Source organism: Streptomyces sp. NPDC006516, from assembly GCF_040611875.1.
Taxonomy (GTDB): domain Bacteria; phylum Actinomycetota; class Actinomycetes; order Streptomycetales; family Streptomycetaceae; genus Streptomyces.
The window spans coordinates 76,732-89,458 of record NZ_JBEXPD010000008.1 but is presented as its reverse complement, the minus strand read 5'-3'; the positions used below and the strand labels follow the sequence as shown (position 1 = coordinate 89,458).

Annotated in this window: 9 protein-coding genes; 4 read left to right on the top strand and 5 right to left on the bottom strand. The window is 70.4% G+C overall.

Annotated features, from left to right (window positions below; translation table 11 throughout):
• Positions 1-2: 2 nt before the first annotated feature.
• The 3 genes from ABZY45_RS21975 to ABZY45_RS21965 form a co-directional block, all read right to left on the bottom strand.
• A complete protein-coding gene (locus tag ABZY45_RS21975) occupies positions 3-914 on the bottom strand; it encodes an adhesin (RefSeq protein ID WP_356742211.1) in 912 nt (303 codons plus the stop codon).
• A gap of 51 nt (positions 915-965) precedes the next feature.
• Complete coding sequence (locus ABZY45_RS21970) at positions 966-2,789, bottom strand: MFS transporter (RefSeq protein WP_356742209.1); 1,824 nt, start codon at positions 2,787-2,789, stop codon at positions 966-968.
• 205 nt (positions 2,790-2,994) lie between these two features.
• Positions 2,995-5,619 (bottom strand): D-alanyl-D-alanine carboxypeptidase, encoded by a 2,625-nt coding sequence (locus ABZY45_RS21965; protein ID WP_356742207.1) that lies wholly within the window; start codon positions 5,617-5,619, stop codon positions 2,995-2,997.
• A 194-nt stretch (positions 5,620-5,813) separates the two neighbouring features.
• Between ABZY45_RS21965 and ABZY45_RS21960 the strand changes: the two genes are divergently transcribed.
• The 4 genes from ABZY45_RS21960 (at position 5,814) to ABZY45_RS21945 (ending at position 10,196) form a co-directional block, all read left to right on the top strand.
• Positions 5,814-6,533 carry a GPP34 family phosphoprotein gene (locus ABZY45_RS21960; RefSeq protein WP_145809230.1) on the top strand — a complete coding sequence of 240 codons (720 nt, stop codon included), beginning with the start codon at positions 5,814-5,816 and terminating at the stop codon, positions 6,531-6,533.
• 246 nt (positions 6,534-6,779) lie between these two features.
• Positions 6,780-7,637: a helix-turn-helix transcriptional regulator gene (locus tag ABZY45_RS21955; protein WP_356742205.1), complete on the top strand. Its 858-nt coding sequence runs from the start codon at positions 6,780-6,782 to the stop codon at positions 7,635-7,637.
• Positions 7,638-7,825: 188 nt separating this feature from the next.
• The gene (locus tag ABZY45_RS21950) at positions 7,826-8,032 is read left to right on the top strand and encodes a DUF397 domain-containing protein (protein ID WP_145809235.1); all 207 of its coding nucleotides are present in this window, start codon (positions 7,826-7,828) and stop codon (positions 8,030-8,032) included.
• A gap of 580 nt (positions 8,033-8,612) precedes the next feature.
• On the top strand, positions 8,613-10,196 hold the full coding sequence (locus tag ABZY45_RS21945) for a sodium:solute symporter family protein (protein WP_356742202.1): 1,584 nt from the start codon (positions 8,613-8,615) through the stop codon (positions 10,194-10,196).
• A 92-nt stretch (positions 10,197-10,288) separates the two neighbouring features.
• On the opposite strand, the gene ABZY45_RS21940 is transcribed toward ABZY45_RS21945, so the two are convergent.
• Positions 10,289-11,404 carry an ADP-ribosylglycohydrolase family protein gene (locus ABZY45_RS21940; protein WP_356742200.1) on the bottom strand — a complete coding sequence of 372 codons (1,116 nt, stop codon included), beginning with the start codon at positions 11,402-11,404 and terminating at the stop codon, positions 10,289-10,291.
• A 168-nt stretch (positions 11,405-11,572) separates the two neighbouring features.
• Positions 11,573-12,679 carry an alkene reductase gene (locus tag ABZY45_RS21935; protein WP_356742198.1) on the bottom strand — a complete coding sequence of 369 codons (1,107 nt, stop codon included), beginning with the start codon at positions 12,677-12,679 and terminating at the stop codon, positions 11,573-11,575.
• Positions 12,680-12,727 lie beyond the last annotated feature (48 nt).

Below are 12,727 nucleotides of genomic sequence, written 5' to 3'. Positions count from 1 at the left end.
GGTCAGCGGCAGGACGCCTTCATCTGCGCCGCCGCGTGGTGCGCTCCCACCAGCGACGCGTCGCCCCAGTCACGGCCCCGGTCGGTCAGCTGCACGGCAAAGGTGTCTCCCTTCACCGGATAGGTCCCCACCGCCACGGCGGTCCCCCGATGGCCGGGCTGGCGCACCGAGAAGCCCGTGTAGGCGGAGTCGGGGTCGCGCGGATCGGAGCGGACCCGGTACTCGGAGGGGTCACCCGCCACGTCCGTGTCGCGGATGCTCCGGGGCACGAAGACCGTGAGCGCGCACTCCCGGTAGCCGTCGCCCAGGTGCCAGGACCAGACGGCGCTGCTCCGCCCTTCCTCCACGGGGCTGCCCGACATCGGGACGGCGACGAACCGGCCGTCGCACGCCCTCCCCTCGAAACCGCCCGATCCGACGGTGTACCAGCCCGCGTCCCCGCTCTCGAAGCGCCCGAACTCCTCGTAGACGCCGGTGGTGCACCCGGGACCCGCCCACACCGAATAGCGGTAGCGGCCGGGGTCCGCCGTGGTACCCGCCGACGCGCCCGGTGTGGCCTCACCGGGGAGGTCCGGGTCCGGAAGGTCCGGGTCCGCCGGGCCGATCCGGGTCGGGGCTCCGCCGCCGACCGGCGCCGGTACGGCGCCCGCGCGGCCCGCGGCCTCGGGGCGGCCTCCCCCCTCACCGGCGGCAAGGAGGGACACGGCGGTGGCCAGGCTCCCGACGGCCACCGCCACACCCGCCGCCAGCAGGGCCTTCCGCCGCCGGGACAGCGTGGAGAGCCTGCCCGCCAGAGTCTCCCGCGCGATCCAGGAGTCGTTCCCCACCGGAGAGCGCGCCACGGAACCGCACCGGGGGCAGCTCATGCCCGGCAGCCCGCCGATGTGTTCGCCGCCGCACCGTTGGCACCTCATGACAGGACACCTTGCCAGTGCGGCCCGCCCGGAGGGAGGGATCCGGCAGGATCAGCGCAGCTCCTCCGGGCACGGCGTGCCCGGCTGGAACTGGTAAGGGGCCGCAAGCCGGTAGACACCGGGGCGCGGGGCGAGCAGCTCGGTCCACTCGTCGCCGTCCGCGTCCTCCTCCACCTTGATCAGGCAGCCGTGGGTGTTGGTGAAGTCCTTGGGCGCGTTCTCGTCCTTCGCCGAGCGCCGCTTGGACTCCTCCGTCTCCTGCGGGCGCTCCACTCCCTTGCCCTCGCCGTCCACGACGGCGAGCCACCGGGAGTACGGGATGCGGATCAGGACCCGGCCCGCGGCCCGCACCCGGATCGTCAGCTCGTCGGCGCCCGCCCGTTCCACCGTGGCCGGCGGGTCGGCGAGCGGCACCGGGTCCAGGACCCGGAACAGCTTCCAGTTGGCGTCGCTCCAGACCGCCTTCAGATACGGCTGCCCCTTCTCGACGAGCCCCGCCTCCTGCTCCGCCCCGCTGGAGTCCGGCTTGCCGGTGGGCAGCACCACGAAGTGCACCGCCCAGCGGTCCAGCCACTCGCGGTAGTTCACGGCGTCGAGGGTGTCGTCGTAGAAGAGCGGGTTGCGCTTCATGTCGGCCTGGCGATTCCAGCCACGGGCCAGATTCACGTACGAGTCGAGCGCCGACGCCTCCCGGTGGCTGCTCGCCGGGACCACCTCGACCCGGCCCCGCTCCGCCCCCACCCTCTGGAGCTGGTTGATCAGGGGGGCGAGCTCGCGGTTCCAGGACGCGGTGGGCGCCGTACGGACGATGTCGTCGACGCCCTTGAAGCCGATCCAGAAGTTCAGCCCGGCGAAGGCGATGACCAGGGCGTACCAGCGGCGGGTGCGCGGCACGGTGTACGGGAGCGCGGCGAGCAGCACCACACCGGCGACCAGCATCGCCATGCGCGAGACGTTCGAGCCGATCTGCGAGTCGATCACATAGGTGAGCAGCGTCCCGACGCCGTACACCGCGGCCGCCGTGCGCACGGTGTACCAGGTCCGGGGCACGAGGAAGAACACCAGGACGGAGAAGACGAAGGGCAGGGACAGGGTCCCGAGCGACATCGGCTGCGTACCCGAGAAGGGGAACAACCACGCCGACAGGACCACGACCACGACGGGGGGCAGCCCGATCGCGTACGCCCCGGGACGTCTCTTGTTCAGGAAGAGCGCCGCGGCGACCACGCCGAGGAAGAGCCCGGCGACCGGACTGCCCGCCGTGGCCAGCGCGGCGAGCGGCGCGGCGACGACGGCCTTCGCCCACCGCTTGTACCGCCAGCGGTGGGGCCAGCAGAAGACGGCGGCGACCGCACCCACCGCGAACATCATGCCGAGCCCGAACGTCACGCGGCCCGACAGGGCGTTGCACAGGTACGCGAACACCCCGGCGAGCGCACACGCGAGCGGGTTACGCACCGCGGGCACCCTGACCAGGATCAGCGCGGTGAGCGCGGACGACACCGTGCCGGCGATCATCATCGTCGTACGGACGCCGAGCACCGACATCAGGTACGGGGACACCACGCTGTACGAGACCGGGTGCATCCCGCCGTACCAGGCGAGGTTGTACGCGGTGCCCGGGTGGCGGCCGACGAACTCGGCCCAGGCGTCCTGGGCCGCGATGTCGCCGCCGCTGTTCGCGAAGAAGAAGAACCAGAGCAGATGCGCGACCCCGGCGACGGCGGCCGTCAGCAGCACGGGGTGGCGCCGTATGCGGCTGCGTACCGAGCCGTCCGGGCGCCCTTCGTCCCCGGTGGCCTGGGCCGGAATGCGCACGGACACGCTCGCGGCGGACGGCCCGTCCTTCGCCCGCGTCGGCTCAGCGGTGGTCACTGCGACTCTCCCCGTCCTCGCCCGGGCCTGCCGAACCGTCGGTGTACTGCGGCCTCATCCGTCCGGAAGGACGCGTCCCGACGCCCGTCCGTTGCTTTCGGGACGCTAGCACGCGGCATTTTGTCCGCGCTGCCCCACAGGGCGGCCCCCTGTCCCACAGCTGTGGGACAGGGGGCCGTACGAGCAGCTCGGGGCGGAGGGCTGCTCAGGTGATGCGGGTGAACTTGTCCCCGAAGCCCGGCTCCGTCATCTCGCTCCGCAGGGCGACGGGGGCCGAGACCTTGCCCGTGCCGGTGCCGATCGTGACCTCTCCGACGACGGTGCCCGCCTTCGCCGTCTGCTGGAGCGGCTCGTCACCGGCGCCGAGATCGAGCTCCACCTTCAGCCCGCCCCAGCCGACCGCCTTCAGGTCCTTGGTGGCGACCACGGGAGTCCGCGTGCCGAAGCCGTTGTCGACGTAGCCGACGACCTGGCCCTTCTTCACCACGGTCGCGGAGTCGACACCCTTCTGGGCGGCCTTGATCAGCTTGAGGCTGTTCTGCCTCGCGCGCTCCAGCTTCGCGTCCAGCGTGCCGTCGAGCGTCGCTCCCATCACCGCACCGATGATGCGCCGGGACTTGCCGTCGACGACCGTGTCGGCCGTCCAGAGCAGGTTGCCGCCGGCCGGAGTGGACGAGCCGGTCTTGATTCCGCTGACGCCGGGCTCCAGCAGGATGTAGTTGTTGTTGTAGATCCGGCCGACGTTCGGGATGTCGGCCTGGGGCTGGTTCACGATCTCCCGGAAGACATCGCTCTGCATGACCGCCTTGCCCAACTTGATCTGGTCGGCGGGCGTCGAGACGGTGGAGGACTTGAGGCCACTCGGATCCGTGTACGTCGAGTTGGTCATACCGAGATCCTCGGCCGCCTGGTTCATCTTCTCGACGAATGCCTTCTCGGTGCCGGCGTCCCAGCGGGCCAGCAGCCGGGCGACGTTGTTCCCCGAAGGAATCATCAGCATCTCGAGCATCTGGTACTCGGAGTACTTCTGGCCCTCCTCGATCGCCACCCGTGACTCGTCCTCGAGGCTCGCCTCCTCGCCGGCGCGCTTGTCCACCTCGATCTGCTCACCGGTCTGCTTGCCGGTGATCGGGTGCTCCTTGAGGATCACGTAGGCGGTCATCACCTTCGCCATGCTCGCGATCGGCGCGGACTTCTCCTTGCCGTACGAGCCGATCGCGCCCACGCCCTCGACCTCCACGGCACCCTGGCCCTCGGCGGGCCACGGCATGTCCAGCTTCTCGCCGCCGAAGGTGTAGGTCGGTGAGGCGGTCAGGGTCAGCGTGGGCTCCGGCAGCGGCCGCATCGCCTGCGCGATCGCAAAGACGATCACCAGGAGCAGCAGCAGCGGCGTCCAGATCTTGACCCGGCGGACCGCGGTGCGGACCGGTGTCTCCGGGGGCGGCGGGGTGTTGGTGAGCTCGGCGAGCAGGTCGAGCGGCGGCTTGGGCGGCATGGGCTGCTGCCTGGTCCGCTCGGCCTCGGTGAGCCCGGCCCCCGGCGCTCCGGGGGCGCCTGCGGCGATCGAGACGTCGGGCGTGACCGTGGGGCCGATCACCGGAGGTGCGGGGCGCACGTCGTCCGAGCGCAGCGGGACGAACTTGCTGGTCCGCTCGGCGGGAGCCTCGGGGGCCTCAGGGGTGCCGGAGGTTCCGGAGGCCTTCGCGCCCCAGGAGGCGGGCTTACGGGCCTCCTCCCTCGGGGGGAGCTTCAGCGCGGTCGTCGGCTGGTCGACCTGCGGGACACGCGGCGCCTTGAAGGCGGTGGTCGGATGATCGATTCCTCGCTGCTCACCCTTGGACGCGACGACGGCGGAGGCTTCGGCCTTGTCGTCCTCGTCAGCGGGCTGCTCGCGGGTCTTCGGGATACGGGGGGCGTCGGCCGGCGCGTCGTTCTCGGCGGGGGCAGCGTCCTCGGCGTCCTCGTCCGCGACGGGTACGACGTCCTCTACAGGTACGTCGTCCTCGGCGGGTACGTCGTCCTCGACGGCGGCGTCTTCGTCCTCGGCAGGGGCCGGGACCTTGTCCTCGACCTCAGCGGTCTTGTCCTCGGCCGCAGGAGCCTTGTCCTCCAGCTCGGCCAGGGCGTCGGCCTCATCAGCGGCCGGGGCGTCGTCCTCGGCGTCGGCAGGCGCGGACGCGTCGGTGGTGACGCCGGCGGGGTCGGTGGCGTCGTCATCGGCGGGCTTGCCCTCGTCCTCGGCGGTACCGGCCCGCCCTGCGTCCTCCTCGTCGTCCTGGCCCGCGACCCAGGCCGCGACGCCGGCCCGCAGCCGCGCATCGGACGGCTCGGCGTCCTCGGGGCTCTTGGACGTCTCGGAGGTCCCGGAGCCCTCGGCGTCTTCTTCGAAGCTCTCGGAAGCCCCGGAGTTCTCGGCGTCCTCGGACCCCTTCGCGTCCTCCGACCCCTTCGCGTTCCCGGAAGCGGAACCCGCCGAACCCACCGAACGCGCCGAGCCCGTCGCCGCCGCGGCCGCGTCCGTCGTCTCGCCCTCTGCGGCCTCGGTGGCCTCCCCGGCCTCTCCACGGGCCCTGGAGCCTTCCTCGGCCCCCTCGGCCGCCTCCGTGTCCTCCAGGGGCCCCGAGACGCCCTCGGAGGCGTGCGCCTCCGAGGAGCGCGGCAGGCGGAAGACCGCCGTCGCGCTGTCCGTCCCGGCCTCCGCCGTCCCGCCCGCCGTGTTCCCGTCCGCCTCGGCGGCCGGTTCACGGAACACGGCGAGACGCGGATCGCGTTCCTCAGCCGTCCCCGACGACTTCCGCTGCTCCGACTTGTCGGGGGACTCGCCCGCCACCGATGCCTCCTTGATGCGCCGCGGGGTCGTGCCCGCACTGTCCGAACCATCTACCAGTGTCCTGTGTGAACCCTTGGCCGAGCCGCTAGACGAGAACGACATACCTAACGGTTCCCTCACAAAGCACCCAGGCACCCTCGACAGACCAATGTGAGAGGGGTCACCCTGTCAGACATCCACGCGGGGAGGCATGGATGGGCAGGAGCCGCAGAACAATTCCGGAGGAGCTTCTGCTGCTCGCTCTGGACCCGACAACGGGTACCACAGCGCAGCCGCAGTCGCTCGACCTCGGCCTGGCCGGGGCACAGCTAGTGGAGCTGGCTCTGGCAGGACGGATAGCCCCTGACGGGGATCGTATCGCCGTGGTGATGCCACGGCCGACAGGAGATCCGACTCTGGACTCCGCACTGGAACTGCTGCGCCGTCGTGGCAGTCCGGTTCGGGCGGTCCACTGGATCGGCGGGCCCCGGTTGGGACTTCGCCAGATCTATCTCGCTCATCTGGAGCGGTGCGGCATGGTGCATGCCGTGGCGGGCCAGATGTGCGGAGTGCTGCCGACGACTCGCTACCAGGCGACGGACACGGCGATCAGCCGGGACATCAGGTCCCGGCTGGACAGTGCGATCCGCACCGGCGTACCGCCGGACCCGCGGACCGCGGCGCTCGCCGCACTGGCCCACGCGGTCGGACTCGGCAAGCACCTGTACCCCGGGAACGAGGGGCGCTCATCGCGCTCCCGGCTCCGGGACCTGATCAGACACGACCCGATGGGCGGTCTCGTGGCGCATGCCGTGATGGACGTCCAGAACGGTGTGGCCGTCCAGCCACGCCGCAATCAGCAGGCGGCAGGCGTGCCGTTGCAGCCGCAAGCGCAAGCGCGTCGCGGAAGCATGGCGCACACCTCCGTCCACTGACCGCACGACCGCGCGGACACTTGCGCGGAGTTCTGAATACCGCCGTACCGCCGCACCGACGTCCCCATGACCCGGTTCGGGAGCCGCACCAGGCGCGGGGCAGCCGGATCCACCGGCTGCCCCGCGCTTTTGCACGCGCTCGTCCCGTGTGGCCGTTTTCCAGCGCGGCCGGGTGCGCGGGTGGCAATCTGCTGAGCAGTAGACACGCACAGCTACAAGAGCTGCATAGCCGGAGGTGCCGTTTCCGTGCCGACCAACGTCAATCCCACCGTCAGGCGACGCCGGTTGGGCCAGGAGTTGCGCCGCCTGCGCGAGATCAAGGGCATGACGGCCGAGGAGGTGGCGGAGCGGCTGCTCGTCTCGCAGTCGAAGATCAGCCGCCTGGAGAACGGCCGCCGCTCCATCAGCCAGCGCGACGTACGCGACCTCTGCGGGGTGTACGAGGTGGAGGATCACCGCGTCGTCGACTCGCTGATGCAGATGGCGAAGGACTCCCGTCAGCAGGGCTGGTGGCACGCGTTCGGCGACATCCCCTACAGCGTCTACATCGGGCTGGAGACCGACGCGGAGTCCCTCCGGGTGTACGAGCCCCAGGTCGTACCGGGGCTGCTTCAGACCCGGAGTTACGCCGAGGCGCTGATCAACGGCGCGCTGCCGGAGACGCCGCCGTCCGACATCGAGAAGCGCGTGAACGTCCGGGCCCGCCGCCAGGACCGGGTCAACGCCCCGGAGCACCCGCTGCGGCTCTGGGCGGTCATCGACGAGTCCGCCCTGCGCCGGCTCGTCGGCGGCAAGCAGGTCATGATCCAGCAGCTGGAACACCTCATCGAGCAGTCCCAGCTGCCCCATGTGACCGTGCAGGTACTGCCGTTCGAGATGGGGGCGCACCCCGGGATCAACGGGCAGTACGCCATCCTGGAGTTCCCCGACGCCGCGGACTCCAGTGTCGTCTACATCGAAGGGGTCACCAGCGACCTCTACCTGGAGAAGGCGAACGACGTACAGCGCTACAGCGTCATGTACGAGCACCTGCGGGCCCAGGCGCTGAACGTGGACCAGACCCGTCAGTTCATCGGTGACATCGTCAAGGAGTACACCCGGTGAAATCCCTGTGAGTGGGGTGGGGGCGGGAAGATACACCGTCACCGCCTCACCACGGAAGACCCGCATGGAATATGCCATCCGGTCGAGTGAACGGCTCCACCACCAGGCGATGTTGGCGAGTAGCGTCGATCACGCCAACAGGAACGAAGTTGGTGCCACTCACATCAACTCTCTGAACCGGAGTGAACATGGCTATTCTTCAGGGCGCCACGGAAAACTGGACGAAGTCGTCGTACTCCGGTGGCAACGGGGCGTGCGTCGAAGTGAAGTCGCCCGTCACGCAGGCCATCGCCGTGCGCGACTCGAAGGCCCCCGAAGGCCCTTCGCTCACCTTCGTGCCGGGAGCATGGAACACCTTCGTGCGGGACGTCGCGTCGGGCTCGATCAACGCCTGACCCGCTCGACCGACCGGCATGCCCGGCCGGTTGCGCCACGCTGCGTCCGGTCTCACGACCGTCAGGAGCCCTCTCGCCCGGCTCGCCGTCCTGGCCGAGGGGGCTCGACCGTCACCCGGACACAGCGCCCGCCGTTCGGCGCACCCCGCACAGCACTGCCTCGGCTGTGCGGGCGCGGACAGCGCGGTCCTCACAGACTGCGCGGTCGGCGCACACCGTACACAAGCTTCACGTGGTCAGCTCCTCCCCTTCTCCGGCCGCACGGGACCCGCATCCCGTGCGGTCGTTCTGCGTTTCTCGGTGTTCGTGATCTGTTGCTTCGATCTCTGCACAGCCTGACGAAGTGCTCGCTCATCGTGTGGCCGTGGTCACGTTCACGACAACGCCCCGCAAGGTCAAGAACTAGTAAAATCGTTCGCCTTGCTGATCCGCGTTCACATCCCTGATCGAGAAAACCTTGACCAGGGACCCGGGCAGGCGGTTCAATCCCCGAAGCCCCCGTTCCCGCACGGGGCCCCGCTGAACGGCCGTACTGACGAAGTGCGTTCCCGTTCACAAGGCGGACCCCTGGAGGGGGCACATGAACAGTCTCGACTGGGCCGTGCTCATCGGCTACTTCGGTGTGATGGTCGCGATCGGACTCTGGTCGCACAAGCGCGTGGACAACGTCAGCGACTTCTTCACGGCCGGCGGCAAGATGCCGTGGTGGCTGTCGGGCATCTCGCACCACATGTCCGGCTACAGCGCGGTGATGTTCACCGGTTACGCCGGTATCGCGTATCAGTACGGCGTCACGTCCTTCGTGACCTGGTCACTGCCGATCGCCATCGGCATCGGCATCGGTGCGAAGCTCTTCGCGCCCCGGCTCAACCGGCTGCGCTCGCGACTGCACGTCGCCTCGCCGCTCGAGTACCTCAAGAACCGTTACAACGTCCCCACCCAGCAGGCCCTGGCGTGGTCCGGTCTGCTGCTGAAGATCGTGGACGTCGGCGCCAAGTGGGCCGCCATCGCCACGCTGCTGTCCGTGTTCACGGGCATCACCCTCACCCAGGGCATCTTCATCACCGGCATCATCACGGCCGTCTACTGCACGGTCGGCGGCCTGTGGGCCGACGCGCTCACCGAGCTCGGGCAGTTCATCATCCAGCTCTTCGCCGGTCTGGCCATGCTGGTGATCGTCATGAGCAAGCTCGGCGGCTTCAGCTCGCTGTGGACGGTCTGGGACAAGCTGCCCGAGGGCCACACGGAGCCGACGGCCGGCCCGTACACCGTGACCTTCCTCCTGGCGTACCTCTTCATCAAGACCTTCGAGTACAACGGTGGCATGTGGAACCAGGCCCAGCGCTACATGGCCACGGACTCCGCGCGCTCGGCGACCCGTTCCGCATACCTGTCCGCCGCTCTGTGGCTGATCTGGCCCGTCGTGCTCTTCTTCCCGATGTGGGTGGCCCCGCTGCTCGTCGAGGCCAAGAAGCCCGACGCCTCGGACAGTTACGCGCTGATGACCGAGCAGCTGCTGCCGCACGGTCTGCTCGGACTGGTCGTCGTCGGCTTCTTCTCGCACACGATGGCCATGTGCTCCTCCGACGCCAACGCCATCTCGGCGGTCTTCACCCGGGACATCGCGCCGGTCTTCTCCAAGGCGGCCCGCACCTGGAGCAACCGCAGCGGCCTCCTGGCCGCGCGGCTCTCCACGCTGGCCTTCCTCGGACTGTCGATGGCGCTGGCGACCCAGATCAACTCGCCCACGTTCAAGGACATCATCTCGGTCGTGATCAAGTGGGTGGCCGGTCTGATGGGACCGATCGCGATCCCGTTCATGCTGGGCCTGCTGCGCAGGTTCCGCAGGTCGGGCCCGACGGCGGCGCTCACCAGCTGGGCGGCGGGTCTGCTGGCCTTCTACTTCACCAACTACAACTTCGACGGTTCGGTGAAGACGGACGTCGCGCTGCAGTACCAGGTGGCGCTGCCGCTCGCGATCTCGCTGGTGCTGTACATCGTCATCGGCTTCATCAAGCCCGAGGACACCCCGGAACGTGACGCGTTGATCGAGCAGATCAACTCGGACGGCCCGGGGCCGGTGGGCGGAGCCGCCGCGGCGGCCGGCATCCCCCTTCAGAAGGGACCTGAGGGCACCGGAGTCCCTGAGGCCGTGAAGGACTGACCTGCCCCGCACGCGGGGCACGGGGACGGTGGGCGGGCGCGGCGGCGTCCGCCCATCTCCGTCTCCGACCGCGCTCAGCGATCCGGCCGTGCTCAGTCCCTCGGGTAACGGGCGAGCCAGCCCGGAGCCACCGCGGTCGGGCTGTGCAGCGCCGGGCCCTGGGTCATCTCCATGGCGAAGTCGTCGGCGAGTTCGAGCAGCGTCGAGCGGCCCTCCAGCTCGGCCAGCCAGGCCGGCGGCAGGGACGTCTCGCCGTGCAGCGCCCCGAGGAGAGCACCGCAGACCGCTCCCGTGGCGGCGGAGGGCCCGGAGTGGTTCACGGCCAGCCGCAGGCCGTGCCGTACGTCCTCGCCGACCAGCGCGCAGTACAGGCCCACGGCGAGAACCTCGTCGGCGGAGTCGGTGTCCCCGAGTGCCTCGATGAGGGCAGGCCCGGGTATCCCCTGGCGTACGGAGCCGAGGGCCTGCCGCAGCGCCTCGGTGACCTGCTCGCTGCCCGGCCGTTCGGTGAGCAGCGCCAGCGCGTGCTGCACCGAGCCGTCCAGGGTCTCGCCGCGGGCGAGACCGTGCACCATCACGGCGAAGGCGCCCGCCGCGAACTGGGCCGTGGCGTGGCCGTGGGTCTGGGCGGCACACTCGACGGCCAGCTGGAGGACGAGCTGGGGCTCCCAGCCGACGAGCAGCCCGAAGGGCGCGGAGCGGGTGAGCGCGGCCGAGTCCCGTGCGGCAGGGTTCTTGGGCACGGCGAGGGTGCCCATGGTGGCGTCACCGAACCCGGCGAGGCACTCCCTGGTGGGGGCGCGGCGGGTGTACAGCCACTCCTCCATGGCGAGCCAGCCGTTGTCCTTACGGCGTTCGTCGGGCCCCCAGGCGCTCTGGGTGGCGGCCCAGCGCAGATGGGCCCGGTACACGTCGGTGGGCGGGTGCCAGGCGCCGGTGTCGCGCCGGACCTGGGCCCGGATGAGGCCGTCGACGGTGAACAGGGTGAGCTGGGTGACGGCGGTGACGGCGCCCCGCCTGCCGTGCACGGCGACGAAGTCGGCCACCCCGTCCGTGCCGTGGGCCTCGCGGACCGCCTCCAGCGTGAGCCCCGAGACCCCCGCCCCGAGCGCGTCACCGATGGCGCCCCCGAGCAGGGAGCCGCGCACCCGGCTGCGGAAGTCCTGCTGCTGGGCACGGCCCCAGACAGCTGTGGTCCCTGTGCTCACCGTGCCCCTTCCGTCCGCCTTGGTGTGCGACCGCGCAAGCACTGTAATCGAACGGAAAGGGCCCTCTCAGGGGTGCAGCGGTATGTACGCAGTACCTCTCCAGAACCCCCTTTGGCCAGCATTGCCCAGGGTTTTCCAGGGTCTGTCCGTGCGGCCGCGCGGTGCCGTTCACGCCTCGGCGGGCAGGGCCGGGTAGTCCGTGTAGCCCGTCTCCCCGCCCACGTACATCAAGTACGCGTCCCGGACCTGGTTGACCGGGGCGCCCGTGCGCATCCGGCGGATCAGGTCCGGGTTGGCGAGGAAGGGGCGGCCGAGCGCGATGACGTCGGCTCCGGCAGCCAGCAGCCGCTCGGCGTGTGCGATGCCGCCGTCCTCCGGGATGCGGTCCTTGGGCAGCACCGGGTTGGCGATCAGCGTCCCGGGCCAGTCCTTGCGGATGCGCTGGAAGACGGGGTCCTCGGGGTCGGCGTACCCCACGTGCAGATAGGCCAGGCCCCGGTCGGCCAGGGCGGCCAGGAGCGCGGGGTAGATCTTCTCGGTGTCGCCCTCCTCCATGCCGTTGACCGTGCTCCACGGGGAGACGCGCAGACCCACCCGCTCGGGGCCGATCGCCTCCGCGACGGCCTCGGTCACCTCCACGACGAAGCGGATGCGGTGGGCCACGGACCCGCCGTAGGCGTCGGTCCGCCGGTTGGTCCCCTGGCCCAGGAACTGGTGGAGCAGATGGCCGTTGGCACTGTGGACCTCGACGCCCTCGAAGCCCGCCTCGATCGCGTTGCGGGCCGCGGAGGCGAAGTCCGCGACGGTGGTGCGGATGTCCTCCGCCGTCATCTCGCGGGGCACCACCGAGGGCACGCGCCCGGCCGGGGTGTGGATCGTCTCCGGCAGTGCGATCGGCGAGGGGGCGACGGGCGTCAGTCCGCTGGTGTCGGGGTGTCCGGCGCGCCCGCCGTGCTGGATCTGGAGGAACATCCGGCCGCCCTCCGCCCGGACCGCGTCGGTGACCCGGCGCCAGCCGGCGACATGGGCCGCGCTGTGGATGGCGGTGATGTTCGGGTAGGTCTGCCCCACCGGATTCGGCGTGGACGCCTCCGCGATGATCAGCCCCGCCGAGGCGCGCTGCGCGTAGTACGTGGCCATGAGCGGGGTCGGGACACCCTCGGCGGTGGCGCGGTTCCGGGTCAGCGGCGCCATCACGAGGCGGTGGGGAAGGGTCAGGGGTCCCAGTTCGACGGTCTCGAAGAGCTTCGCGGGGGAAGGGGCTGCGTTCGTCATGCCGGAACGGTAAGAATTGACACCGGTGTCAGGTTCAAGTCCCGGAGG